We start from the raw sequence: 25,234 nt of genomic DNA, 5'->3' as shown, positions 1-25,234 counted from the left end.
TTAGCTGGCCTTAGTTATCCAGTGAACCTACCTTTGAACTGTGAACGCACCCGAAATTTTCCATGCCGCAGCCCTTGGTCTGGGCACCGGCTTAGCCTTGATTGTTGCCATCGGCGCCCAAAATGCTTTTGTGCTGCGCCAAGGAATCTTGGGACGTCACGTTGGTCCCATCGTTGTTGTGTGTGCACTTTCTGACGCGATTTTGATCGCGGCTGGGGTGATGGGTACGGGAGTCGTTATCAACGCGGTGCCGGCCCTCGTCGTCGTACTCCGTTATGTGGGTGCCGCGTTCCTGCTCTGTTACGCCGTCATGGCAGCGCGCCGAGCACTGGCGCCGCAAGCACTGAACATTAACAACGGACCACCGGCAAGCAGCGGATTGCTGGCCAGTCTGGCCACTATTTTGGCCCTGACGTGGCTGAACCCCCACGTCTATCTGGACACTCTGGTGCTGCTTGGAACCATCGCCAATTCCCAAGCACCCGGAACGCAATGGTGGTTCGGCGCCGGCGCCATCCTGGCCAGCATCCTATGGTTCTCCAGCTTGGGATACGGCGCCCGATTTTTACGCGGAATCTTCGCCAAGCCAGCTGCATGGCGTGTGCTGGATGGGCTGATCGCGATAGTTATGGCCAGCATCGGAATCATCACAGCATTGGGGGCGTAACCCACGCCGGGCCAAGGCACGGATAACTCACACCCAGCATCCAGAAAACTCCCAGAAACTGGGAGCACCATGTGTAGATGAAGAAAAATGGGCCGGAGGCCAAACTGCTGGTTGTGGACGACGAACCCAACATTCGGGAACTGCTCTCCACTTCGCTTCGCTTCGCTGGGTTTGAGGTTATTGCTGCCGCCAACGGCCGCGAAGCCCTCGCCGCTGCCGAAGAACACAACCCGGACCTCGCCGTCCTGGACGTTATGCTGCCGGACATGGACGGATTCACTGTCACCCGCCGCTTGCGCGCACAGGGCCGCCACTTCCCGGTTCTGTTCCTCACCGCCAAGGACGATACCGAAGACAAAGTCACGGGCCTGACCGTGGGCGGGGATGACTACGTCACTAAGCCCTTCAGCCTGGACGAAGTAGTAGCCCGGATCCGCGCCGTACTCCGCCGCACCCAGCCGCTGCTCGAAGACGACGCGATCATCCGTGTGGATGATTTAGAGCTCGACGACGACGCCCACGAAGTGCGCCGCGGTGGCACCAACATTGAACTCTCCCCCACCGAGTTCAAGCTCTTGCGCTACTTGATGCTCAACCCCAACCGGGTGTTGTCCAAGTCCCAGATCCTTGACCACGTTTGGGAATACGACTTTCACGGGGACGCCTCGATCGTGGAGTCCTACATCTCCTATCTGCGCCGCAAGGTGGACATTGACCCAGACGCCGCTGCCCTCATCCAGACCAAACGCGGTGTGGGGTACGTGTTGCGAACGGCTGAGAAGCGCTGAGTTTTGCCCACCATTTTTCGGCGCTGGAAAGTAGCCTCGCTCCGCTCCCAGCTCATCGCGATCATGATGGGTTTGATGTTGATTGCCCTGGCAGTCACGGGAGCCGTGACGCTCTCCCTGTTGCGCAGCTACCTCCAGACCCAAGTTGATGACCGGCTCACGGCTGCCGTGAGCTTGGCCGAGAAACAGGGCTCCTTTGGACAGCTGACTACCGGAAGCACGGTGGGCCCCACGGACTACTCGGTGATCATCTTGCGGTCAGGGGAACCACCGTACTACGCCGGCGCCAGCCAAGCTGGCCACCCCAACATCGCATCAATCTCACCGGACGAGGCTGCTGCACGAAACAAAAAACCGTTCGAGGCGCAGGGCTCGGACAACCACAACTGGCGAGTTGTTGCAGTCCAGGCCGTTGACCGCGGCGGGGCGAGCGCCGTGGTTGTCCTGGGGTTGCCCATGCAACCGGTGGACGAGGTAATGGAACACGCCGCCTTTGTGGTGGTGGGTGTGAGTTTGCTCAGTGTGGTGCTGGCCTTTTTCATCGCCACGTGGACCGTGACCAGGTCCTTCCGGCCATTGGCTCGTGTGGAGAAAACCGCAGCAGCTATTGCCTCAGGCGATCTTTCGCGGCGTGTGGAGATTGAGAATGGCGGTACTGAAGTGGGCCGCTTGGCTGGCTCCCTCAATGCCATGCTCGCGCATATTGAGGCTGCTTTTGCAGCCCGAACGGCTTCCGAATCTAGGATGCGTCGCTTCGCAGCAGATGCCTCCCACGAATTGCGGACTCCATTGGTGACCATCCGCGGATTCTCCGAGCTGTACCGCCACGGCGCCCTCTCCACGGAGGAGGACGTATCCACGGCGATGGGCCGGATCGAGAGCGAAGCCAAGCGAATGGGCGCCATGGTTGAGGACCTCTTGACGTTGGCTCGCTTGGATGAGCAGCGACCATTTCAGTCCAACCCGGTAGATCTTTTGTTACTGGGTAATGACGCTGTGGTGGACACGTCTGCCGCGGCACCGCAGCGCCACGTGAGCCTGGTGGGGCTCGACGGCGGTGCCCCCACTACTGCGCCAGTCTCCGGAGATGAAGGCCGCCTACGCCAAGTGGTAAGCAACCTGGTAGGCAACGCTTTGCGTTACACCCCCGAGGGTTCGCCACTGCAGATTGCTGTGGGAGTTCTTAGCTCCGACGACGGTACTCGCCGCTCGGTGATTGAGGTGCGGGACCACGGGCCGGGAATCTCCCCTGAGGAAGCTCCAAAGATCTTTGAGCGCTTCTACCGTGCAGACACCTCACGCACCCGTGAGACCGGCGGCAGTGGTCTGGGCTTGGCCATTGTGGCAGCGATTGTGGGCAGCCATCTGGGTCATGTTGAGGTTTTAGAAACCGACGGCGGCGGGGCCACTTTGCGGATTTCCTTGCCCTATTCGGCTCCAATTACGGATCCCGAAGACTAAATTCGCGAAGTTATCCACATATTCGGTTTGCCCATGGCGGGCACGGCACGGGGTTCTCTAGGCTCGAAACATCAGCCCGAACCCTTGTTAGAAAGGCAACGCCATGAGCATCATCTCAGTCGATACCGAACTTCTTCAGTCCAAGTCTGCCAACGTCAAAGCCACCGTAGACCGGGTCAGCGCAGACGTTAAAGCCATGAAATCCGGACTCGATGAACTGCAAATGTCCTGGAAGGGCAACGCAGCTACCAATTTCCAGACCCTCATCACCGAGTGGACCATGACTCAGGCCAAGGTGGAGGCATCTCTGGCCCAGATCAACCTAGCCCTAGCCACTGCTGCCACCAACTACGGCAACACTGAAAGCAACAACGCCCAGCGCTTTACGTACTAGAAAGTTGGGCTGCCACACGTTTTAGGCTTCCGCGGCTTTCAGGCTTCCGGGGCTTTCAGGCTTCTACCGTGCCTTGGTGGAAGCGGAGTCGCCACTGCCCGGCCACTTGCAGCCAAATGGAGCTGCGCAGGGCGGCCACGGCGCGGCCTTGGTCTCTGCTTTGCGTCCGGTACGTCACGAGCACCGTAGTTGGGTTGAGTAACTCTGCACTCAACAACTCGAAGCTCATCTGCCCCGGCGCCTCAGCCTCTAAAGAAGTGATCATGGCGTCTCGGGACCACAACCGGCCCGAGGCGCCAATTTCTTCGAAGTCTTTGTGGAGCAACAAACCAGTGCGGCCAATATCTGCCCGGACCGCTGGGTCCAGCAGTTCACGCTCTTGAGCCACCACAATATCCTGCGGTTTTGCCGATTCCGGAGCGAAGGGATTGTCTTCGAGGCTGCTAAAAAGATCGTCCTGCAGGAGATCGTTCGAGCGGGCTGTTACTTTTTGGTCCGCCGCAGGGACTTCTTCGGCCGCCGTGCTGGTAGGTTCATCCGCTGTCGGACCGGTAGTTGCTGTGTCAACGTTGGCTGGATCAGCCGTCGTAGCGCCACTGAATCCTGGCCCGGACGGAACGGTCGTTTTGTTTTGGTAAGCGGTTGCTACTGCGCGGGCTCGCACGTCAGCGGCTTCGTTGAGGTCGTGCCCAGCATGGCCTTTGACCCATTCGAAAGAATATTTGCGGCCCACAATAGCCGCGTCAATGTCCTTGAGGAGCTCTACATTCAGGACTGCTTTGCCGTCTGCTTTGCGCCAACCTTTTCGCTTCCACCCCGGCATCCATTTGGTGATGCAGTTGATGACGTATTGGCTGTCGCACAGGATCCGCAGCGGTTCTTCCGGAAGGTGAGCTGTGGACCGGAACAGGTCCAGAACAGCCATCAGCTCGCCCTGGTTGTTGGTTCCGTGCGGCCAACCGCCGGCGCGCCAGCAAGTCTCATCCACGTACCAAGCCCATCCAGCGGGACCGGGATTTCCAAGGGCCGAACCGTCGGCAGCAGCTGTAATTGTCACTCGACCATCCTGCCAGACTCCCGGCCCGCGCCGCCCAACTGACTCGCACTTGCGGCAGTTCCCACACCCTTAGTAGATCCACTATCGCCGGCCAGCTATGGCGAGACATGGCAACGGCGGCCCCCACCGTGTGGTGAGAGCCGCCGTCGTGCGTTTAGCTAAACAGAGCGTTACGCGCCGTGAGTTACTAACGCTGAGTGCTATTGGGGACTAGAAGCCGCCCATACCGCCCATGTCGTCGCCGCCAGCCGGAGCCGGTGCGTTCTTCTCAGGCTTGTCGGCAACAACTGCCTCGGTGGTGAGGAACAGGCCGGCAATGGAAGCCGCGTTCTGCAGGGCAGAGCGGGTTACCTTTACCGGGTCGTTTACACCAGCAGCAAGCAGGTCAACGTATTCGCCGGTTGCGGCGTTCAGGCCGTGGCCGTCCGGCAAACCGCGAACCTTGTCAACAACAACGCCCGGCTCGAGGCCAGCGTTGAAAGCGATCTGCTTGAGCGGGGCATCGATGGCAACGCGGACAATGTTTGCACCGGTTGCCTCGTCGCCTTCAAGCTTGAGGTTTGCGAATGCCTTGGCGCCAGCCTGAATCAGGGCAACACCACCACCGGCAACAATGCCTTCTTCAACAGCAGCCTTCGCGTTGCGGACAGCGTCCTCAATGCGGTGCTTGCGTTCCTTGAGCTCAACTTCGGTTGCTGCACCAGCCTTGATAACTGCAACACCGCCGGCCAGCTTGGCGAGACGTTCCTGCAGCTTCTCACGGTCGTAGTCAGAGTCAGAGTTCTCGATCTCGGAACGGATCTGGTTGACGCGGCCTGCGATGGCGTCGGCGTCGCCGGCACCTTCAACAATGGTGGTCTCGTCCTTGGTAACAACAACCTTGCGTGCTTGACCCAAGAGGTCCAAAGTAGCGGTCTCAAGCTTGAGGCCAACTTCTTCAGAGATAACCTGGCCACCGGTCAGGATGGCGATGTCAGCCATCTGAGCCTTGCGGCGGTCACCGAATCCCGGAGCCTTGACGGCAACAGACTTGAAGAGGCCACGGATCTTGTTCACGATCAGGGTGGCCAGAGCCTCGCCCTCAACGTCTTCAGCGATGATCAGCAACGGCTTGTTGGACTGCATGACCTTCTCGAGGACAGCAACCAGATCCTTGACGTTGGAAATCTTGGAGTTCACGATCAGGATGTACGGGTCTTCAAGAACCGTTTCCTGACGCTCAGCGTCGGTGACGAAGTAAGCGGAGATGTAACCCTTGTCGAAGCGCATACCTTCGGTGAGCTCGAGCTCTAGGCCAAAGGTGTTGGACTCCTCAACGGTGATAACACCTTCCTTACCGACCTTGTCCAGAGCTTCGGCGATGAGCTCGCCGATCTGGGTGTCGCCAGCGGAGATGGAGGCGGTAGCTGCGATCTGTTCCTTGGTTTCGATTTCCTTAGCGGAAGCCAGCAGTTCCTCGGTGACGGCCGCAACAGCCTTCTCGATTCCACGCTTGAGGGACAGCGGGTCAGCGCCAGCGGCAACGTTGCGCAGGCCTTCCTTGACCAGAGCCTGAGCCAAAACGGTTGCCGTGGTGGTACCGTCGCCAGCGACGTCATCCGTCTTCTTGGCAACTTCCTTAACCAGCTCGGCGCCGATCTTCTCGTAAGGGTCGTCCAGCTCGATCTCCTTGGCGATGGAAACACCATCGTTGGTGATCGTGGGAGCGCCCCACTTCTTTTCGAGCACGACGTTGCGGCCACGCGGGCCGAGGGTGACCTTAACGGCGTCGGCGAGGATGTTCAATCCACGCTCGAGACCGCGGCGTGCCTCTTCATCAAATGCAATGATCTTGGCCATAACGGCAGTAGTCCTTTCGGGACAGTCGTTAAGAGTGAAGGAACCTCAGCAGTGGTGCCCGCGACGGACGGCTCCCGTTAACGGCCTCTGTATGCCGCAGACCGAAAGCCTCACCCTGCAAGGTGTTATCTCTTGCTCCAACTCTTGACGCAACTCGATTCACACGAAACCGGGTTAGCAGTCAAAGTGCTGGAGTGCTAACTCAATAATTAGCACTCCATGGGTGAGAGTGCAAGGCCGTTCGCCTTAAGAGGACGCTTTGCCAGCAGTCTCTTGCGAACGATAAACGGGCTTGTTGTCCGTACCAAAGCCAAAGACCATGAAATTAGCACTGGTCACATCGCCTTGGCTATCAAAACCCACGGTTCCTGACTGGCCCTGGTAATCCACCGAAGTGCCGTTGGCCAGCAACGCGGCGCAGTCCTTGTAGTTCTTACACTCCGTGGCTTTGCCATCGTTTTTGGGACCTCCTGGACCAGAAACGCCGATCAGTGACGCGGCGATGGAGGCACCGGCGTCGTCCTGTGCGGAGGCCGCGGCGATTGCCACCAAATTCACCGCATCATAGGTTTCCGCGGCGAAACTCATGTCCTTGAGGGACGGTTCAACAGCCACAAGATCACTTTGAAATTTGGCGCTCGGGAAGGCTCCGGGAACCAAAACACTCGCCCCCTCAAGGGCACCTTTGGCGATCCGGTCACCATAGTTGTCCAAGCCACCGTCGGCGAGCACCAGTTTTTTGCCGCTCAGCCCAGCGTTGTGCAGTTCGGCGATAGCGCCGTCGGCACCGCTTCGAGCAATCAGTACGACGGCGTCTGGCTTACCTTCGGCGATTTTGCTCACGGCTTCCCCGGCGGCGCCGGGTTCAAATTCTGCAACTGTGCTCTCAGTGAGCCCTGCAGATTTGATCGCTGCCGAGACAGCGGAGGCAACATCGCTGCCGTAGTCACTCTTTTCGTGCAGCACTGCCACCGAGTGCGCGCCACCATCCTTGGCCAGTTTGACCAATACTGGTGCTTGCGCTGAGTCCGTGGCGATAGTGCGGAAGAAGTAACCGTTGCTCTTGTACGTACTGAGGGCGTTGGCTGTGGCGGCTGGGGAAATCAGTACCGTATGTGCTTTAGCCAGAACATCCACAGCCGGTCCCACGTTCGAGGAATCGGTGGGGCCAATCACTGCGTCTGCTTTGGCTTCAACCATACGGCGGGCCTGTTCGGCTGTGTCCCGCCCGGGGTAAACCGGCAAAAGTTCAACGTCTTTGCCCTTGTGCCCACCGGCATCATTGATCTCTTTGACCGCAAGTTTCACAGCGGCTTGCGCAGAATCGTTGAGGAACGATTGGCTCCCTGAATTATCCAGAATGAGCCCAATCCGCAAGGTGGCGTCGCCGCTGGCTTGCACATCGGCAGTACGCGCATTGTCACCGCTCGGCGAGCAGGCAGCCACCGATGCGGCCAACAACCCGGCGATCATCACGGCAACGCTGCGCTTCATGCTTGAAATCCTCACGATTGTTTACTGAAACCCAGGTCCCAAAACAACGGAAATAGGCTCCCCTAGGTCCGGAGTATCAACCAGAACAGTAATATTCAGCAGCTTCCCCAGCGCCTCTGCGTTGGCCTTCTGCACGGCACCGTTGTAGAAGATCACCGAGGTGGATTGCTGTGCGCCCTGCCAGTTGGCCACCGCACCCAAGGTCCAGCCATTATTCTGAAGATTTGATCCTACGCTCGCCCCAAGTCCAGCGGTTGTCGTGGCGTTGTAGACCGAGACGGGAACAGTTTTGTCCTCGCCAGCCTCGCTGGGCGTTGGTGTTTGGCTCGGCGTCGCCGATTCAGTAGCTGGCGCAGTGGTTGCCGGCGCTGTAGTTGCTGGCCCTGTAGTTGCTGGCCCTGTGCTCGCTGGTGATGTAGCGGCCGGGGCGGTGGTTGTGCTGGCTGTGCTCGCTGGCGAGCTGGAACTTGGGCTCGCCGCTACTTGCTTGCCGGTGATCTGCGGGACCACAAAGTAAGCCAAAAGACCAATCAACAGTGCGGCAGCGCCAGCGATCAACACAGGAGCGAGAGCTGCTCGCGGTGGTGTGGATTCGGCGGCGCGGTGGACGCCCTGGCGGCCCGCGGATTCTGGGACACGATCAAATTCGTCGCGCGGGTATTTGCTCATGGTTATCGGAGTCCTTGCTGGTGTTCTAGCCGGGCGAGACCCGAAACTTATGCGTCAGACCCCAAGCGCCGGGCGGTGCGTGCCCTCTGACGTGACGTCCTTAGTCTACGCAATCTCTTGACCAGCATGGGATCGTGGGCCAGAGCCGCTTCAGTGTCGATGAGCGAATTCAGCAGTTGGTAGTAATGCGTTGCGGAGAGGTCGAAGAGTTCACGAATGGCTTGTTCTTTGGCTCCGGCATATTTCCACCACTGGCGTTCGAGGGCCAGCATCTGCTGTTCACGCTCATTGAGGGCCGAGTCAGAGCGGAGTGCGAATTCGAACGATTCACCGGTGCCGAGTTCACCAGTTTTGGGCTCGGTTTGGGCGTGTCCGGAGGCGGTTCCATAGCCGGGTGCTGCTTGCGCTGCAGTAGACATTCTGATGCCCCTTTCCGTTCGACGCTCCTTCCATACTAGAACCGAATTACATCCATGTCATTCGAGTGTCTTCCTCACTGTCAGCACGTTTGGGCGATAGTGCACCTACGTGGTGCAAGATGGACGGGTGAGTGATCCAGAAGCCCTCTTCGAACTGCCTGCCACAGCGGCCCAAAGCGGTCCCAGCTATGTGGACCTCCGTTCACAAGCCTTGGAAGAATTGGTTCATCGCAGCTGGGTCCCCGCCTTGACCCCGGTTGAACCGGCCTTGCGCCGAGTTTTGGAGCGTCTCGCAGCTGAGGAAGCCGCAGCCCCGTGCAGTGTCCTCCCGGCAGCGAGCGCAGTTTTTGCCGCCTTCGCGCTTCCACTGGAGAACGTCAAAGTCCTGATTGTGGGTCAAGACCCCTATCCCACCCCGGGTCATGCGATGGGTTTGTCTTTCTCTGTTAATGGCTCGGTCCGCCCCCTCCCCCGGAGCCTGAACAACATCTATAAAGAACTCTCCTCTGACTTGGGCATCCACCCTCCAGCTCACGGTGACCTCAGCGGCTGGTCCCGGCAAGGTGTACTGCTCCTGAACCGAACCCTGACAGTACGTTCTGGGGCGGCCGCTTCACACCGTTCGCTGGGCTGGGATGAAATTACGACGGCGGCAGTGATTGCGTTGGCCACGCGTCTGGACGCCTTGGGTCACCCCTTGCCGCTGGTTTCAGTACTGTGGGGCAAAGACGCTCAACAGGTTCTTCCTTTAGTGAATGAGTTCCCGAGTGTGGTCAGCGCACATCCCTCGCCATTGTCCGCGAGCCGAGGCTTTTTTGGGTCCAAGCCTTTTAGCCGGGTGAACGAATTGCTTGAACTACAGGGTGCCGCGCCCGTTAGTTGGGAGCTGACATAACTCCCAGCCGCCCCGACTAGTCTTTATCCATGACTTCAAACCCGGTAACTCCCGTGTCCACCAGCGCTCCTGCCAAGAGCCGGCCACAAATAACGCTGGAGGTTTTGCGCAAGGAATCGTTGAGCGAGCACATGGTACGGATCATTGCTGGCGGCCCGGGGTTCGCCTCATTTGTGAACAATGACTTCACTGATCGCTATATCAAAATCGCCTTCCCGCAGCGTGGCATCGAGTACCCCTTGCCGTTGGATCTGTGGCAGATTCGTGAAGACTTTCCACGTGAGCAGTGGCCCTTCACACGCACGTACACCATTCGGTGGGTTGATGAGGCTGCCCAAGAGCTCGCCATCGATTTTGTGGTTCACGGTGACGAAGGCTTGGCTGGCCCGTGGGCCCGTGACGCCCAGCCAGGTGATGCACTGGTCTTCACTGGCCCGGGCGGCGCCTACTCCCCCGCGGTGGATACCGAATGGCACTTATTTGCTGGCGAAGATGCTGCGGTTCCGGCGATCTCAGCCGCTCTGGAATACTTGCCCCGGGACGCCAAGGGAGCGGCTGTCTTGGAGGTCAACTCGCAAGCCGACGTGCAAGCTATTGATGCCCCAGAGGGCGTTCAGGTTCAGTGGCTGTTCCGCGAAGGTATTCCGGCCGGGGCAAGTGACATGCTGATCAATGCCGTGAGTGGAATTCAACTGCCCGAGGCTCGCGTTTACGCCTTTGTACACGGCGAGCGCGGCTATATGAAGTCCCTCCGGGCAGTGCTCTTTACCCAGTTTGGGCTCGAACGTAGCCAAGTCTCGCTCTCCGGGTACTGGGCCATGGGTCGGGTTGAAGATGAATTCCAGGCTGAGAAGAAAACGCCAGTAGGCAAGATCTAGCTCTCCATACCTAAACCGTCGACGCGTACCTCCCCGGCCTTCCGGGTGCCACAGCCTCCAGGGAACCGGGTGACCGAGCGTCAGTAAACAGTTCTGACTCGCTGAACCAGACGCTAGCGGCGGCGAATCCGCCGTCGTTCATTACTTCCAAGGCCCTTGGTCATGGGGCGTGCCAGGCTGTCACCGAGCACAACTCCCGCTGCAACGCCGAGCACTATGGCGCCTGCGTTGACCATACCGCCAGTGCCGGAAAGGATGTTCGATTCCGCGATCGTCAAAACATACATGGAACGGAATATCTTTAATCCGGGCAGCAAAATCAAGGCGGCAGGGACGGCAACCACCAGCTGTGGGGCACCCATCCGCAAGGCAAAAACGCGAGCCAAAATGCCGATCACCACGGCGGAAACGGCCGGTGAAAGCCGGTCCCCAATGCCGATCAACAGGGCACCCTCCAGGACCAAGTAACCCACCACACCCACAGCTGCGGTAGGCAATAAAAGCTTCCACGAGGTCTGCTCGGTGATACCAATTGCCACAACGGCGATGGCTACAAAACCCACTAAAACCCAGAACGGGTAGGCAGGTGGGAAGGTTGCCGTCACGTCAATCTCAGCCATACCGGTCATATCGCCCAGAACAAATGCCACAGCGATTCCAGCCACCAACGCACCAAAGGTAAGCATCGTGGACAAAAACCGTCCGGCAGCTGTCACCGGGAAGCCGTTAATCGCATCTTGCACCGAAGAGACCAGCCGACCAGTGGGCAAAAGCAGCAAGATACCGCCCACCACCACAATGGATGGTGGAATACCCAGGCCTAGACGCCACAACAGCAGCGCAATAAAGGTCACCAAAAATGAGCATGCGGAAGTAATAAAAAAGTCCGGAACACGCCATTTGGCCAGTTGCCGGGCCAAAAGGCTCACCGCGAGGTTGGAGACAAAGGCGATGGCCGATGCACCAATCCCACCACCGAGCACACCAACAATGACCGCCGCGAACACACCGAAGGCCATGGTGACCATCCAGCGCGGGAACGGTTTGGTGCTGCGCGTGATGGTGTCGAGTCGCTTGACCGCCTCGGCCCGGCCCACACCCCCGGCAATAATGTCAGTGACCAGCTGGTGAACTTCTGCCAGGCCGGCGTAGTTGTTGGTCCATGAGCGCACCACACGCAAAAGTGAGATAGGAGTTTGGTCCTTTGGCGCATGGTTGATGGCCACCGATTGGTTGGTGATGTCCACTTCGATGTTCTTCAGCCCCAACGCCGCTGTGACAGCAATGATGGAAGTCTCCACTTCCAAAGCACCAGCACCGTAACGGAACATGGTCTCAGCTAGGTGCAGCGCAAAGTCGATGGTTTTGCGGGCCGAGGCATCAATACCGCTGACCTGAATAGTCGGGTTCGCGTAGGGGCTGCCGGCGAGGCGGTCCACAATGCTCAAAGGTGCCGTGGGTGGGTGCTCGCCTTGGACTAGACGGCGCAACATACGGCGGGCAGAGGCATTGGCTCGAATTTGCGACGGCGTTAGGGGCTCGGTCTTGGGCAGACCGTCAGTTTGCGGGTTCTGTTCACTACCCGTTGAATCAATCGCCATTAAGCCCTCCTCGCCACTAGTCCGATGCCAAGTGTTTTACCCTAGCCGCGGTTCCTTTGCAGAAGCTAGGTGGCAGCTTTAGTAGAACTGCTTGCCGGTGCGGCGTGTGTACAGCTGACGGGCCACTCGTTCGGCTCCCGCTGTCCACGCCTTGTATTTGATGGGGCTCAGGACTTGGTCATAGCAGCCCACAAAATCCGTGACGGTTTTAGAGAAGCTGGTCTTGAACAGCCCCAAACCATGGAAGGGGTTGGAGGTGTCCTTGAGCTGGTCGCTGGGCGGGGTTCCACAGAAGTCATACTCTGTGCAGCCAAGCTCTTTGAGCTGGTTGATGGCCGTCCATTGGACCAGGTGGGAGTCGCCGTACTGGCTGCGTTTCTGGAGCGAGCCACCGTCCTTGTAGGTTCCCTTGCGGCCATAGTTGATGACAAAGGCACCTACCGAAGGCACACCGTTTTCAAAAACGAACAGCAAGCGGCCCTGATCGCGTTTGATGAAGTTGGTCCAAAACTGTTTGTAATACCCGTATTCGCGAACCCGCACCTGCGACTTAGCCTCCACCGTATTGGTCATCAGCGCATACATGGAGCGGAAGTTTGCGTCGGTGGGTTCCATGTTGCGCACTTCTACGCCCTCACGGATTGCGCGGCGCACGGCGTTGCGGCCCCGGCTGTGCAAGTTGCGCAGAAGCTGATTATCTTCAGGCGTGATATCCAACAGGGCTGTGGAATCGTTGGGCTGCAGATTGTGCGTTTTGATCAAACCGGCACCCTCAAGGACTGCCTGAGCCTCTGGGGATTTAATGATGTCCGGCTCAATTTTGATGGCAAAAACGCCTAGCCGTGCGCGGCGAACAAACGCTGCATTGGCTTTGAGGATCGCGGGGATGTCCTCCACGTGAGCCACGTCCGGGCCTTTGATCATGTACCACAGCTTGCCGATGACCGGGAAGGACTTCTCCAGCACTAGGTTGTAGCTGGTGTATTTTGCGCCTTCGTAGACCATGTAGAGCGGCTTCCAACCGAAGTGCTGTTTAACCTCGGCGAACGCTTCAGACTGCAGCAAGTTGCCGCCATTGGGGTTGGCAATAACGTGGGAGTCCCAGTTCTTGATTTCCTCAGCGGAAGCAAAACGGGCGGTAATTTCGCGCAAGGGTGCAGTGTCCGTTCGTAGCAGCGGCAGGTGAATACAGCTGCCAGTCTATCTGGCGAGTCTCAGCACTCCACGACGTTCACGGCCAAGCCGCCCATCGCAGTTTCCTTGTACTTGGAGCTCATGTCCTTGCCGGTCTCACGCATAGTGATGATCACTTCATCCAAGGAGACCCTGTGTGAGCCGTCCCCCCAGAGTGCCATTTTGGCGGCATTGATAGCTTTCGCTGCAGCAATGGCGTTGCGTTCGATGCACGGAACTTGGACCAGCCCGCCGATGGGATCACACGTGAGGCCAAGGTTGTGTTCCATGGCAATTTCGGCAGCGTTTTCTACTTGCGCCGGAGTACCGCCCATAACCTCGGCGAGCCCTGCAGCAGCCATGGACGAGGCTGAACCCACCTCACCCTGGCAACCAACCTCGGCGCCAGAAATGGACGCCTGTTCCTTGTAAAGCACCCCGATAGCACCAGCCGTGAGCAGGAACTTGATCACCACGTCGTCGCGGTCTGCTTGAGTGGCGTTTTCCATACCGGGGGCAAAGTGCAAGGCGTAGTACAAGACGGCAGGGATGATGCCAGCGGCGCCGTTGGTAGGGGCAGTCACCACTCGTCCGCCCGAGGCGTTTTCCTCGTTGACAGCCAGCGCCACCAAGTTAACCCACTCTTGCCAATACTTGGGATCCCGGTCCTTGTCCTCCTTGAGTAGGCGGATGTGCCAGTCCGGAGCACGACGACGAACTTTCAGTCCGCCGGGTAGCAAGCCTTCGCGTTTGATGCTCTTTTCAACACAGGCTTCCATCACCGAATAGATGTGCAGGAGCCCCTCACGAATTTCTTCATCCGTGCGGGACGCGCGTTCGTTGATGTACATAATGTCCGAGATGCCCAGTCCCTTGGACGAACAACGGCCCAAGAGTTCTGCTGCGGTGCGGAACGGCAGTGGCAGTTCTTTTTTGGACTCCGCCAGCTCTTTGAGGGCCGCATCTTCTTCGCCTTCGCGAACAATAAAACCGCCACCCACCGAGAAAAAGGTGGCCTCGTGAAGTACTTCGCCCGCAGCATCAGTGACCGCGAACTTCATCCCGTTAGTGTGGCGTGCCAGCACTGTGAGCGGGTGCAGGATCATGTCCGGCACACTGTAGGCGAGGGTTTGTGAGCCGCCTAGCTGCAGTTCCCCGCTGGATTCAATCGCAGCCAGACGTTCCTCCACCTCTTCGGGGAGGATCAAGTCCGGATAAAAGCCCTCAAGGCCCAGCAGCACGGCGGTCATGGTCCCGTGGCCTTTGCCCGTGGCAGCGAGCGAGCCATATAAGTCCACGCGCAGCGAAGCCACGTTTTCTAGGACGCCTTTGTCTTTGAGCTCGCTTGCGAACACCGCGGCGGCCCGCATGGGACCAACGGTGTGAGAACTGGACGGACCAATTCCGATCGAAAACAGATCGAAGACGCCAACGGCCATGTGATTTCCTTACTAAATATTTGATCGAGTTGGCACTTCGCGCGGGTGTTTCGAGGAAACATGCGCGCGAAGTGCCAACTCGGGGGCTGCTAGAGCCCTGGGTACAGCGGATGCGCGGCGGCGAGTACCTCCACACGGTGACGGAGCCCCGAAAGGTCCGTTCCGGCGTCGGCCATTAGCGCCTCAGCAATGATGTCAGCAACTTCCACAAAAGCCGCTTCGCCGAAGCCGCGGGTCGCCAACGCAGGCGTTCCGATACGCAAACCGGAGGTGACCATCGGCGGGCGCGGATCGAAAGGTACAGCGTTGCGGTTGACCGTGATGTCGATTTCCGCGAGACGATCCTCGGCCTGCTGACCGTCCAAGTCACAATTTCGCAGATCAACCAGCACCAAGTGAACATCCGTGCCACCGGAGATCACCGAGATGCCCTTGGACGCAACATCGTCCTGGATGAGACGATCGGCCAAAATACGGGCGCCCAGAAGCACTCGTTCTTGGCGTTCCTTGAACTCGGGCAATGCAGCAATCTTGAATGCCACAGCTTTACCGGCAATCACGTGCTCCAAGGGGCCACCCTGCTGGCCGGGGAACACTGCAGAGTTGATCTTCTTAGCTATGTCAGGATCGTTGGAGAGGATAATTCCGCCACGGGGACCGGCCAAAGTCTTGTGAGTGGTGGAAGTGGTCACGTGAGCGTGCGGCACCGGTGAAGGGTGCAGGCCCGCAGCAACCAGCCCGGCGAAGTGAGCCATGTCCACCATCAAGTAGGCGCCCACAGCATCTGCAATCCTGCGGAACTCGGCAAAGTCCAGCTGGCGGGCATACGCAGACCAACCGGCAACAATCAATGCCGGCTTGTGTTCTTGAGCCAAGCGCGCCACTTCAGCCATGTCCACCGTGTGGGTGTCCTCGCGAACACCGTAGGGAACCACGTTGTAGAGCCGGCCGGAGAAGTTAATCCGCATACCGTGGGTAAGGTGACCGCCGTGAGCCAAGTTCAGGCCCATGATGGTGTCTCCCGGTTTGATCAGCGCATGCATCACGGCTGCGTTGGCCTGCGCGCCGGAGTGCGGCTGGACATTGGCGAACTCGGCACCAAAAAGCGCTTTCACACGGTCAATGGCAAGCTGCTCCACCACATCAACGTGCTCACAACCACCGTAGTAGCGTTTCCCCGGGTAACCCTCGGCGTATTTGTTGGTCAGCACCGAGCCCTGGGCCTGCATCACGGCAACAGCCGTGTGGTTCTCCGAGGCGATCATTTCTAGACCACCGCGCTGGCGAGCCAATTCATCGTTGATCTTGACCGAAATTTCCGGATCCAGATCGCTCAGTTGCGCGTCGAGCGACGGCGCTACAACCTGCTCAAAGGTGGTCACAGTTCGCCACCGTTTTTGGAGGCGTACTCCTGTGCGGAAAGCAAAGGACCATCCTCGGTGGCTGCAACCTTGAACAGCCAGCCAGCGCCATAGGGGTCATTATTGATCAATGCAGGGTCATCAATCACTGCAGAGTTGATCTCCGTGACTTCGCCGGTGACGGGGGCGTACAGATCAGAGACGGACTTGGTGGATTCCACCTCGCCGCAGGTTTCCCCGGCAGTAACGGAAGAACCAATTTCCGGCAGATCCACGTACACAATGTCACCCAAGGCGTCTGTGGCGATCGCAGAAATGCCGATGCTCACTACGTTGTCAGCCTCGCGGGCCACCCATTCGTGTTCGTCGGAGTACTGGAGTTCCGGTGCAACTTTTGCCATAACAGTTCGGTCCTTTTCTATTTCTGACGCTTGTAGAACGGCAAAGCCACAACCTCAAAAGGCTCGGACTTTCCACGCAAATCGATGTCTAATGCTGTGCCAACTTCGGCGTACTCGGCATCCACGTATGCCAAGGCTACGGGGTAGCCCAAGGTGGGGCTCGGCTGGCCAGAAGTCACTTCACCTACTGTGACACCATCCTTGGTCACCGGGTAGTGCCCACGTCCGGCACGGCGACCCAAGCCCTTCAGACCCACCAGAACCTGAGCGGAACCGGCTTCCTTCGCCGCTTCCAACGCAGCCCGTCCCACAAAGTCGCCTTCTTTGGACTTCAGCGCAACTACCGGACCCAGCCCGGCGTCAAAGGGAGTGCGCTGGAGCGAGAGCTCATTGCCGTAAAGCGGCATTCCGGCTTCCAGGCGCAATGAGTCGCGGGATGCGAGGCCTGCCGGGATGAGACCGTGGTCCGCCCCGGTAGCCAAGAGTGCCTGCCACAAGGCTGCAGCGTCCTGGTTGGCAACATAGATTTCAAAGCCGTCCTCACCGGTGTAACCCGTGCGAGCTACCAGCAAGTTCTGCGAGCCACCGTTGAACAAAATGCCCACCTCAACGGCGGCGTAGTACTTCAGCTCGGTAATCAGTGAGTGTTGAGCTGCCGGGATCAGGCTCAGCAAAATGGCTTCAGCATTGGGTCCCTGAACCGCTATCAGCGAGGTTTCTGCCGAGGCATCCCGAACCTGCACGTCAAAATTTGCTGCACGCTCGGCGAGCGCTTCCGCCACTACTTTGGCGTTGCCAGCGTTGGGCACCACGAGGTAGTTGTCATCAGCGCGGCGGTAAGAGATCAGGTCATCAATGATGCCGCCGTCCTCGGCGCAAATCAGCGAGTACTTAGCCTTGCCCACGGCGACGGCGGAGAGCTTACCCACGAGCGCATAGTCAAGGAATGCGCCTGCATCCGGGCCGCTGACCCACACTTCGCCCATGTGGGAGAGGTCAAAGAGGCCAGCTGCTTTGCGTACTGCGTGGTGCTCGGCCAGTTCGGAGCCGTACTTCAGTGGCATTTGCCAGCCACCGAAGTCAGTGAAGGAGGCTCCGGCTTTTTCGTGTTCGGAGTACAGGGCTGTGTGATTCTCAGTCATGTTGGGGATCCTTAGTCTTCGAAGTCGGAGAGAGGCGGGCAAGAGCAGACCAGGTTGCGGTCACCGGCCGCGCCATCGATGCGGCCAACCGGCGGGAAGTACTTGTCCTGTTTGAGCGAGTGAACCGGGAAGGCAGCCTGTTCGCGCGGGTAGCTGCGGTTCCAATCGGAGGACACCACTGCTGCGGCCGTGTGCGGTGCGTTGCGCAGCGGGCTGTCCTCGAGGGTGAACTCGTTGTGCAGCACTTGGTCAATCTCGCCCTTGATGGAGATCATGGCGGTGATAAACCGGTCAATCTCGCCGAGGTCTTCGGATTCTGTGGGCTCCACCATCAGAGTTCCGGCTACCGGGAACGCGAGGGTCGGTGCGTGGAAACCGTAGTCGATGAGCCGCTTGGCCACGTCCTCGGCTGTGACGCCCGTTTTGGCGGTGAGTTCGCGCAGGTCAAGGATGCACTCGTGAGCTACGAGTCCGCCTTCACCCGTGTAAAGGACCGGGAAGTGCTCGTTCAAGCGTGCGGCAATGTAGTTAGCTGCGAGCAGTGCTGACTTGGTGGCTTCGGTCAAACCGGCACCGCCCATTAGCTTCACGTAAGCCCAGGAAATCGGCAGCACTCCGGCAGAGCCGTAGCGTGAAGCGGAGATCGGCGTACCGGATTCACCGTTGGCTGCATCCGCTGCGTTACCCGGCATAAAGGGAGCCAAGTGGGCCTTTGCGGCAACCGGGCCAACGCCGGGTCCACCACCACCGTGTGGGATGCAGAACGTCTTGTGCAGGTTCAGGTGGGAGACGTCGCCGCCAAACTTGCCAGGCTGGGCCAAACCGACCAGCGCGTTGAGGTTAGCGCCGTCGATGTACACCTGACCACCAGCGGCGTGGACGGCGTCGCACACTTCGCGCACATCGGCGTCGTACACACCGTGAGTGGACGGGTAGGTGATCATAATCGCCGCAAGGACGTCCTTGTTGGCCTCAATTTTTGCTTTCAAATCAGCGTGATCGATGGTGCCGTCGGCGGCGGTAGCCACCACCACAACCTTCATTCCGGCGAGCACCGCGGAGGCAGCGTTGGTGCCGTGCGCGGAGGCTGGGATGAGGCAAATGTTGCGCTGTTCGTCGCCACGGGAGCGGTGGTATCCACGGATGGCCAGCAGGCCGGCGAGCTCGCCCTGTGAGCCAGCGTTCGGCTGGATGGAGACCTGATCGTAGCCAGTGATTTCAGCGAGGTCAGCTTCAAGCCCGTCGATCAGTTCACGCCATCCCTCGGTCTGGGATTCCGGGGCGAAGGGGTGGATCGAAGCGAACTCGGGCCAGCTGATTGCTTCCATCTCGGCCGTGGCATTGAGCTTCATGGTGCACGAACCCAGCGGGATCATGGTGCGGTCCAGTGCCAAGTCACGGTCGGAGAGCTTGCGAATGTAGCGAAGGAGCTGGGTTTCGGAGCGGTGCGTGTTGAAGACCGGGTGCTGAAGATAGTCAGAGACACGTTCGACGCCGGAAGCTAGGGAAAATTCTTCGCTCATCTTGTGAGCGTCAACCGTTGCGCCAAACACTTCAGCGACTGCTGCAACAATTTGCTCAGTGGTGGTCTCGTCAACCGAGATGCCCACTGTGTCAGCGTCAATGGGGCGCAGGTTCAGGCCTTTGGCTTCGGCGTCCGCAATGATCTGGGCGCCCTTGCCGGGAACCTTCACCGTGAGGGTGTCAAAGAAGCTTGTGTGAGCCAGTTCCAGACCAGCAGCCCGCAGCGCGGTGGCGAGGCTCCGTGCATGGTTGTGGGTGGTCTCGGCGATCGCTTTGAGCCCGTCCGGGCCGTGATACACAGCGTAGAAGGAGGACACAATAGCCAGCAGCGCTTGCGCGGTGCAGATGTTGGACGTGGCCTTTTCACGGCGAATGTGCTGCTCGCGGGTCTGCAGCGCCAAGCGGTAGGCGGGGGTTCCGGCGTCGTCCTTGGAAACGCCCACCAGGCGGCCCGGCATGGAACGCTCAAGTCCCTTTTGAACCGCCATGTAGGCGGCGTGCGGGCCACCAAAGAACAAAGGAACACCCAAGCGCTGAGCGGAACCCACTGCAACGTCTGCGCCCTGCTCACCGGGAGGGGTGATCAATGTGAGGGAAAGCAGATCGGCGGCAACAGTGACCATAGCGCCACGTTCTTTGGCAGCGGCGATCACCGGGGCGTGGTCAAACACGTGGCCGGAAACGCCGGGCTGCTGAAGAACGATGCCGTTGATGGCGCCCTCGGGCAGTCCGGTGGAAAGGTCAGCGACCTCCACCTCGAAACCCAAGGCTTCGGCACGGCCCTGAACAATGGCGATGGTCTGCGGCAGCAGATCAGCGTCCAGAACGGTTTTGCCGTCCTTGGCGTCCTTATTTTTGTTGGCCCGGCGCATCAAGAGCACTGCCTCGGCCACGGCGGTGGCTTCATCCAGCAGGGAGGCGTTAGCGATCGGCAGGCCCACCAAGTCTTGGACCATGGTCTGGAAGTTCAGGAGTGCTTCGAGGCGGCCCTGAGAAATCTCGGGCTGGTACGGAGTGTAAGCCGTGTACCAGGCGGGGGCTTCGAGGATGTTGCGGCGGATCACGGCGGGCGTGACGGTGTTGTAGTAGCCCTGGCCAATCAGCTGAACGGCGGTTTTGTTCTTGCTGGCAAGCTTGCGCAGACCTTCCAAAACTTCAACTTCACTCAGGGCGTCTTGCAAGGTCAGAGCCACTTCTTGGCGGATGTCCTTGGGCACTGCAGTGTCCACAAGCGAGTCGACACTGCTGTGGCCAACAGCCTTGAGCATGGTGTTGATGTCAGCTTCGCGCCGGGCACCAATATGGCGGTCTACGAAGGTGGTGGAGGTGGAACTAACCGTCACGAAGGAACTCCAATACTTGGGCGGCGCAGGATACGCCACAGCGATGGTGGTTCCTCCCCGCTCTGTATTGGACCTGAGAGATTCCGCGGGGTCTTAGACCTATCGCTTGCACCGTCGGTGAGCCACGGCTGACGCCTGACTACTTTCCAGAGTTGCCTTGCCGCGGCGGTACATGGGCCTGAGAGATTCCTGGGGAGGTATTGCTCCTACGGCGCCTGCATGTACCTACTTGCAGGACTCTCCCGCCGCAGATCACTGGCATATTCAGTTGGGTGACCGTAGTCACAGCTTCTATTGTCCTACACCACAGGTCCCACAGCAAACCGCGGAAGCTCTAGTTTTGCCCCTCGTCTTGAAGGAATTCCCGCAGACTCCGCGGACGATGTCCGGTGATGTCAAAAACGTCTGTGGTGGTGCCGGACAGCTCGCCATTCGCAATGGCAGTGTAGGTGCTCACCCACGCGTCAAGTTGCCACGGCGGTGCGCTGTAGGAAGCGCGAGACTCGTACGCTTCGTCCACCGTTTCGTTGTGATAACGCACCTGCTGGCCTGTTTCGGCACTAAGAATTTCTGCCACCTCACCGAGCGTGAGCTCCTCGGGCCCGGTGAGACTGTAAGTGCGGTTGCGGTGCTGGCTTGGGTTTTGAAGTACGACGGCGGCTACTTCCGCTACGTCCGCACGCGTCACTGCCGCTACGGTTCCGCTGCCCGCTGGGCCGCGGATCACGCCGTCTTCTCCGGCAAGGGCTGCGAAGAAGTCGATGTAGAAGTTATCCCGTAAAAAGGTATACGCCATACCCGAGTTCCGGATGTGCTCCTCGGTGGCATAGTGGTCTCTGCCTAGTGTGAAGGTGGCATCAGGTGCCGCACCAAAAAATGAGGTGTACACCATGTGTTCCACCCCTGCAGCCGCGGCGGCGTCCACCACGTTGAAGTGTTGTTGGAGCCGGTCCTCAGCCTCGGCAGCGGAAACAAAGAACAACGTTTTGGCCCCGGCCAGCGCCTCTTGAGTGAAAGTGGTGTCCGAATAATTCACCAGGACGGCTTCTGCCCCAGGAAGTTGAGGTGCCCGCGAGTGGTCCCGGACCAGTAACCGTTGCGCAACGCCTGCGTCAGCCAAAATACGTGCAACAGCCCCACCCAATTGACCAGTGGAACCAGTGATTGCAAGTGCCGGTAGAGAGCTCATACGCCGATGCTACTCCCACTTTCAGGGAGGTAAGCGCAGCGATTTCTGCGCCTCAGAACAGCGGCACCCGGCTGGGAGTCCACGGGGATTCCTGGCCGAGTGTCGCCGTCGTAATTTTGCTGTTTTTACTTGTGATCCGGGTTTTACTTGTGATCCGGGGTGGTGACTGAGGTGTTGGTCTTCATGTTTTCCGCCCCGATCATCCACGCGTACTGCTCAAGCTTGGCGATCACGGCGTGCAGCAAGTCAGCCGAGGTGGGATCCTCTTCATCAACCTGGTCGTGGACCTTGCGGACTGTGCCCACAGTAGCCTCGAGGGCGGCAACAACCCGGTCCACGGCGTCCTTGGTGTTGATGAGGCCGTCCGGGAACGGTTCGATCGAAGTGGTTTTAGCTACGGAGGCGCTGCGACCGTCCGGAACTGCATGAAGGGCACGCATGCGCTCAGCAATTTCATCGGTGAAAGTTCGGGCATCGGCGATCACTTCGTCTAGCTGCAGGTGAAGGTCGCGGAAGTTGGCGCCCACGATGTTCCAGTGTGCTTGCTTGCCTTGGAGGTGAAGCTCAATCAAGTCAGCCAGAACGGCCTGAAGGTTGTTGGTCAGTGTCGGTGAAGCTTTCATGATGACTCCTCTTATTAGTCCGATTACTGCATGGTCCGATGAATACGTTCCAACACTTCGAGGCTAACGGAAATGAGGGTGCTTGGCTCTAGGCGTTCGCCGCCTGCTTAACCCGTTTAAGGGTTATAGGCATAGAAGTGTGTACAGGATTGGCTTGGTTCCCTTTGGTGGGTTGATGAATGCGGGGGTCCACATGCTTTGGGAGCATGTGGAGTGCCTGTTGCAACGAATAATCCGCGGTGTGGTGTATGCGATTCCAAGCTCGTCAAGAACGGCAAGACCACTGCTGGGCGTACCCGTTGGCGATGTAAATCCTGTGGGTCCTCCAGTACCCAGCATCGGGAAGACATCAGCCGTAAAGCCCAGCTAAGGGCGTTCATTACCTGGTTACTAGGTTCGGGATCGCAGGCCTCGTTTGGTGGCACTGGCCGGTCTTTCAGGGCAGCAGTGCAGTGGTGCTGGCAGATTCCGGTAACACCGCCAGCTCCAACGGGTGAAGTTCATGATCAGATCATGCTCGATGGCACGTATTTCAATGGGTGGTGCGTGCTGATCGCGTTCACGGGCACTCATGTTCTGGACTGGCAGTGGTGCGATCAAGAAAAGAAAATCGCCTGGCAGGCCCTGATGAAAAGGATCCCAGCACCACGGGTTGCCATTGTTGACGGTGGCACTGGTTTACACGCGGCACTACGTGAAGACTGGCCAGAAACAAGTGTTCAACGGTGTTTCTTTCACGTCTTTCAAGCCACCCGCCGGCACTTGACGTTCGCGCCCCGGCTACCAGCTGGACGAGAACTAATGGCGTTGACGAAGGCGCTGATGCGGGTGCAGGACCTTGATCAGGGGCGGGCGTGGTTGAGTGCGTACTCCCAGTGGGAGGCGAATTGGGACGAGTTCTTGAAGCATCGAACGTATGCCCGTGCTGGCGGGGAGCGGCCGTCAACAATTCCCCCGACGCGTTCTTGGTGGTTCACTCACGATCGTTTACGCAGGGCCCGTGGCCTCTACCGGCAGCTGATCCGGAACCAGAACCTGTTCGTTTGGTTAGACCCGGACCTGAAACCAGCTGATGGTTCTAAGATCCACCGAACGACGTCACCGTTAGAGGGCGGGCCCAACAAAGCGATCAAGGAACTCTTGCGAACGCATCGTGGATTGCCGCCCGAACACGCACGCACTGCGGTGGACTGGCTCTTGAATTCTTTGACCGAAACCCCGGTGGATCCTTGGACTCTCGCCCGGGCCGAGCATTGGAACCCGCCGAGGGAAACCACTACCCAGGAAACGGAACTAGAGGAGCCCGAAACCTACGGGACAGCGTTCAGCTGGGAAGACGGCAACGGGATCCAGCACGGTTGGGGCGGACGGAGCCACCGATGACACTCCCGGCCCATACACACATTTGGGGATGCGGACTGTTTTTTAGACAGTTCGGGGTTCACTGGCTGCTAGGCGTTTCCGGTGTTTCTTGATGCTGATGCCACCCAGGCTGGTCTTGATGCGCTGGTTGTTGTAGAAGTCTATGTAGTCGTTGATGGCTCGTTCGAGTTCGTCGGCACGGTTCCAGGTCCGGTGGTAGTACATTTCGTTTTTCATCCGGCCGAAGAATCCCTCGCAGGCCGAGTTATCTGGTGAGCATCCTTTCTTAGACATTGATCGTCGTGCCTTTGCGTCGCGGGTCGCTGTGATCCAGCTTGAGCTTCGGTAGTGCGTGCCCCGGTCCGAATGGATGATCAGATTGCCGTCGTGCGACTGGTAGTGCTCAGCGAAGGCTCGCTGCAACGATTCGTCAGCGATCTCCAGCGTTGGATGGCGGCCCGTTTTGTAGCCAACAACGAGCCCGTCAAAGCAATCGATGATCGCGGAGAGGTATACCTTCCCGGAACCGCTCGAGAACTCAGTGATGTCAGTGAGCCAGAGCTGACTGGGTAACGGTGCGTGAAAGTTACGCTTGACCAAGTTCGGCGGTGCCGCGGATGTTTCCCCTTGATAGCTGGAGTACCGCCGTTTACGCCTCGCGTAACGCACCGGGATCTTGTCCTCGCGGATGATCGTGCGCACCACTTTCTCGCTGACCTTGACGCCATCGTGACGCAGTGCCCACCAGATCCTTCGATAACCGTAGGTGTAGTGCGATTCAGTAGCATGTGCGTGGATCGCCTCACGTAAGGCGGCATGCTTGTCAGGCCGGGCTGAGACTTGCCTCTGGTAGTAGAAACTTGAAGCACTCAGCTTCAGAACATTCAGGATCATGCGGAATGGGAGTTTGTTGCGCAGCGCGTCGGCGATCTCAGCCTTTATCAGGTTGCTCAGTCGACCGGGCGTCACGCTCACGTCTTTTTTTATCAAGTCCAGCTCATGCTGCATCACCGCCTTCTCCACCATCAATTTGGCGGCAAGAGCTTTCAACTGCCCGGGATCATCTGGCAACGAGGCTTCCAAGGAAGCCTGCGTCGGAAACTCACGTTGAGTTCTGCGTTCCTTCTTGCTCATCAGACCCCATTCGCCACGCTCACGGTAGGTTTGCGCCCAACTATAAACGACCGCACCAGTGACCATGCCAAGAGTGTCCGCGATGTCCTTGACCGGCCTGCCCTCACTGAGCATGCGCACTGCCGATAGTTTGAACTCCACCGCATAACTACGCAGTACTTTGGCCTGTTTCCGGGGCCTGCGAGCACCAGATTTCCCGGCCTTGATCCACGAATGTAAGGTCCACCGACCCGGGTAGCCGAGCAACCGGACGGTCTTGGACACGGAACGGATACGGCTATACGTTCGCAAGGCATGGCGACGCTGTTCAGTGGTATACGCGACATTCATGGACTAAACCTTCCAAGATTCCGTCCGCATCCCCTTTCTGCCTATAACCCC

Annotated in this window: 22 protein-coding genes and 2 riboswitches; of the genes, 7 read left to right on the top strand and 15 right to left on the bottom strand. The window is 58.8% G+C overall.

From position 1 onward, the window contains the following. Positions 1–40: 40 nt before the first annotated feature. From ACQQCD_RS02125 to ACQQCD_RS02110, 4 genes are all read left to right on the top strand, one after another. On the top strand, positions 41–667 hold the full coding sequence (locus tag ACQQCD_RS02125; protein ID WP_430266754.1) for a LysE/ArgO family amino acid transporter: 627 nt from the start codon (positions 41–43) through the stop codon (positions 665–667). A gap of 77 nt (positions 668–744) precedes the next feature. Further along, entirely contained in the window at positions 745–1,455 is a 711-nt protein-coding gene (locus tag ACQQCD_RS02120; RefSeq protein WP_430266753.1) for a response regulator transcription factor, read from the top strand. Positions 1,456–1,467: 12 nt separating this feature from the next. Further along, positions 1,468–2,916 carry a sensor histidine kinase gene (locus tag ACQQCD_RS02115; RefSeq protein ID WP_430267018.1) on the top strand — a complete coding sequence of 483 codons (1,449 nt, stop codon included), beginning with the start codon at positions 1,468–1,470 and terminating at the stop codon, positions 2,914–2,916. Between the two features lie 103 nt (positions 2,917–3,019). Then, positions 3,020–3,310, top strand: coding sequence for a WXG100 family type VII secretion target (locus tag ACQQCD_RS02110; protein WP_430266752.1), 291 nt, complete (start codon positions 3,020–3,022; stop codon positions 3,308–3,310). A 55-nt stretch (positions 3,311–3,365) separates the two neighbouring features. On the opposite strand, the gene ACQQCD_RS02105 is transcribed toward ACQQCD_RS02110, so the two are convergent. From ACQQCD_RS02105 to ACQQCD_RS02085, 5 genes are all read right to left on the bottom strand, one after another. Then, the gene (locus ACQQCD_RS02105; protein WP_430266751.1) at positions 3,366–4,367 is read right to left on the bottom strand and encodes an RNase H family protein; all 1,002 of its coding nucleotides are present in this window, start codon (positions 4,365–4,367) and stop codon (positions 3,366–3,368) included. Positions 4,368–4,577: 210 nt separating this feature from the next. After that, positions 4,578–6,206 carry a chaperonin GroEL gene (groL, locus tag ACQQCD_RS02100; protein WP_430266750.1) on the bottom strand — a complete coding sequence of 543 codons (1,629 nt, stop codon included), beginning with the start codon at positions 6,204–6,206 and terminating at the stop codon, positions 4,578–4,580. Between the two features lie 246 nt (positions 6,207–6,452). Beyond that, complete coding sequence (locus tag ACQQCD_RS02095; protein WP_430266749.1) at positions 6,453–7,700, bottom strand: ABC transporter substrate-binding protein; 1,248 nt, start codon at positions 7,698–7,700, stop codon at positions 6,453–6,455. Between the two features lie 21 nt (positions 7,701–7,721). Further along, a complete protein-coding gene (locus ACQQCD_RS02090; protein ID WP_430266748.1) occupies positions 7,722–8,369 on the bottom strand; it encodes a LytR C-terminal domain-containing protein in 648 nt (215 codons plus the stop codon). Between the two features lie 47 nt (positions 8,370–8,416). Beyond that, positions 8,417–8,788 carry a DUF3263 domain-containing protein gene (locus ACQQCD_RS02085; protein WP_430266747.1) on the bottom strand — a complete coding sequence of 124 codons (372 nt, stop codon included), beginning with the start codon at positions 8,786–8,788 and terminating at the stop codon, positions 8,417–8,419. A 127-nt stretch (positions 8,789–8,915) separates the two neighbouring features. Here ACQQCD_RS02085 and ACQQCD_RS02080 point away from each other — a divergent pair, with 127 nt between their 5' ends. After that, entirely contained in the window at positions 8,916–9,683 is a 768-nt protein-coding gene (locus tag ACQQCD_RS02080; RefSeq protein WP_430266746.1) for a uracil-DNA glycosylase, read from the top strand. Positions 9,684–9,712: 29 nt separating this feature from the next. Further along, positions 9,713–10,561 carry a siderophore-interacting protein gene (locus tag ACQQCD_RS02075; protein ID WP_430266745.1) on the top strand — a complete coding sequence of 283 codons (849 nt, stop codon included), beginning with the start codon at positions 9,713–9,715 and terminating at the stop codon, positions 10,559–10,561. Positions 10,562–10,674: 113 nt separating this feature from the next. On the opposite strand, the gene ACQQCD_RS02070 is transcribed toward ACQQCD_RS02075, so the two are convergent. The 9 genes from ACQQCD_RS02070 to ACQQCD_RS02030 all read right to left on the bottom strand — a co-directional run bounded on the left by ACQQCD_RS02070 (position 10,675) and on the right by ACQQCD_RS02030 (position 22,357). Then, positions 10,675–12,162: a threonine/serine ThrE exporter family protein gene (locus ACQQCD_RS02070; protein ID WP_430266744.1), complete on the bottom strand. Its 1,488-nt coding sequence runs from the start codon at positions 12,160–12,162 to the stop codon at positions 10,675–10,677. 78 nt (positions 12,163–12,240) lie between these two features. After that, the gene (locus ACQQCD_RS02065; RefSeq protein ID WP_430266743.1) at positions 12,241–13,314 is read right to left on the bottom strand and encodes a lipid II:glycine glycyltransferase FemX; all 1,074 of its coding nucleotides are present in this window, start codon (positions 13,312–13,314) and stop codon (positions 12,241–12,243) included. A 62-nt stretch (positions 13,315–13,376) separates the two neighbouring features. Continuing rightward, a complete protein-coding gene (locus tag ACQQCD_RS02060; protein WP_430266742.1) occupies positions 13,377–14,774 on the bottom strand; it encodes an L-serine ammonia-lyase in 1,398 nt (465 codons plus the stop codon). An 89-nt stretch (positions 14,775–14,863) separates the two neighbouring features. Then, entirely contained in the window at positions 14,864–16,156 is a 1,293-nt protein-coding gene (glyA, locus tag ACQQCD_RS02055) for a serine hydroxymethyltransferase (protein WP_430266741.1), read from the bottom strand. Further along, positions 16,153–16,536, bottom strand: coding sequence for a glycine cleavage system protein GcvH (gene gcvH, locus ACQQCD_RS02050; RefSeq protein ID WP_430266740.1), 384 nt, complete (start codon positions 16,534–16,536; stop codon positions 16,153–16,155). Before gcvH ends, glyA begins: the two co-directional genes overlap by 4 nt. Before the next feature lie 17 nt (positions 16,537–16,553). Then, entirely contained in the window at positions 16,554–17,678 is a 1,125-nt protein-coding gene (gcvT, locus tag ACQQCD_RS02045) for a glycine cleavage system aminomethyltransferase GcvT (RefSeq protein WP_430266739.1), read from the bottom strand. Between the two features lie 11 nt (positions 17,679–17,689). Further along, positions 17,690–20,545 carry an aminomethyl-transferring glycine dehydrogenase gene (gene gcvP, locus ACQQCD_RS02040; protein WP_430266738.1) on the bottom strand — a complete coding sequence of 952 codons (2,856 nt, stop codon included), beginning with the start codon at positions 20,543–20,545 and terminating at the stop codon, positions 17,690–17,692. Positions 20,546–20,597: 52 nt separating this feature from the next. Next, positions 20,598–20,700, bottom strand: a riboswitch (glycine riboswitch). Position 20,701: 1 nt separating this feature from the next. Then, positions 20,702–20,800: riboswitch (glycine riboswitch) on the bottom strand. Positions 20,801–20,879: 79 nt separating this feature from the next. Next, on the bottom strand, positions 20,880–21,734 hold the full coding sequence (locus ACQQCD_RS02035; protein ID WP_430266737.1) for an SDR family oxidoreductase: 855 nt from the start codon (positions 21,732–21,734) through the stop codon (positions 20,880–20,882). Between the two features lie 143 nt (positions 21,735–21,877). Then, positions 21,878–22,357, bottom strand: a complete 480-nt coding sequence (locus tag ACQQCD_RS02030; RefSeq protein ID WP_430266736.1) for a Dps family protein — start codon at positions 22,355–22,357, stop codon at positions 21,878–21,880. Positions 22,358–22,570: 213 nt separating this feature from the next. On the opposite strand from ACQQCD_RS02030, the gene ACQQCD_RS02025 reads away from it, so the two are divergent. Next, positions 22,571–23,740: an IS1249 family transposase gene (locus tag ACQQCD_RS02025; RefSeq protein WP_430266735.1), complete on the top strand. Its 1,170-nt coding sequence runs from the start codon at positions 22,571–22,573 to the stop codon at positions 23,738–23,740. Between the two features lie 42 nt (positions 23,741–23,782). On the opposite strand, the gene ACQQCD_RS02020 is transcribed toward ACQQCD_RS02025, so the two are convergent. Continuing rightward, positions 23,783–25,183, bottom strand: a complete 1,401-nt coding sequence (locus tag ACQQCD_RS02020; RefSeq protein WP_430266734.1) for an IS3 family transposase — start codon at positions 25,181–25,183, stop codon at positions 23,783–23,785. Between the last annotated feature and the right edge of the window lie 51 nt (positions 25,184–25,234).

The organism is Pseudarthrobacter sp. J1763, from assembly GCF_050490295.1.
Lineage (GTDB): Bacteria > Actinomycetota > Actinomycetes > Actinomycetales > Micrococcaceae > JBNPEO01.
This window is presented reverse-complemented; position numbering and strand designations above follow the sequence as displayed.

Coding starts and splice junctions, on each gene's coding strand:
- ACQQCD_RS02085 (WP_430266747.1), bottom strand. CDS start 8,788: ATGTCTACTGCAGCGCAAGCAGCACCCGGCTATGGAACCGCCTCCGGA.
- ACQQCD_RS02120 (WP_430266753.1), top strand. CDS start 745: ATGAAGAAAAATGGGCCGGAGGCCAAACTGCTGGTTGTGGACGACGAA.
- ACQQCD_RS02030 (WP_430266736.1), bottom strand. CDS start 22,357: ATGAAAGCTTCACCGACACTGACCAACAACCTTCAGGCCGTTCTGGCT.
- ACQQCD_RS02060 (WP_430266742.1), bottom strand. CDS start 14,774: ATGGCCGTTGGCGTCTTCGATCTGTTTTCGATCGGAATTGGTCCGTCC.
- ACQQCD_RS02095 (WP_430266749.1), bottom strand. CDS start 7,700: ATGAAGCGCAGCGTTGCCGTGATGATCGCCGGGTTGTTGGCCGCATCG.
- ACQQCD_RS02090 (WP_430266748.1), bottom strand. CDS start 8,369: ATGAGCAAATACCCGCGCGACGAATTTGATCGTGTCCCAGAATCCGCG.
- ACQQCD_RS02070 (WP_430266744.1), bottom strand. CDS start 12,162: ATGGCGATTGATTCAACGGGTAGTGAACAGAACCCGCAAACTGACGGT.
- gcvH (WP_430266740.1), bottom strand. CDS start 16,536: ATGGCAAAAGTTGCACCGGAACTCCAGTACTCCGACGAACACGAATGG.
- groL (WP_430266750.1), bottom strand. CDS start 6,206: ATGGCCAAGATCATTGCATTTGATGAAGAGGCACGCCGCGGTCTCGAG.
- ACQQCD_RS02110 (WP_430266752.1), top strand. CDS start 3,020: ATGAGCATCATCTCAGTCGATACCGAACTTCTTCAGTCCAAGTCTGCC.
- ACQQCD_RS02035 (WP_430266737.1), bottom strand. CDS start 21,734: ATGAGCTCTCTACCGGCACTTGCAATCACTGGTTCCACTGGTCAATTG.
- ACQQCD_RS02075 (WP_430266745.1), top strand. CDS start 9,713: ATGACTTCAAACCCGGTAACTCCCGTGTCCACCAGCGCTCCTGCCAAG.
- ACQQCD_RS02020 (WP_430266734.1), bottom strand. CDS start 25,183: ATGAATGTCGCGTATACCACTGAACAGCGTCGCCATGCCTTGCGAACG.
- gcvT (WP_430266739.1), bottom strand. CDS start 17,678: ATGACTGAGAATCACACAGCCCTGTACTCCGAACACGAAAAAGCCGGA.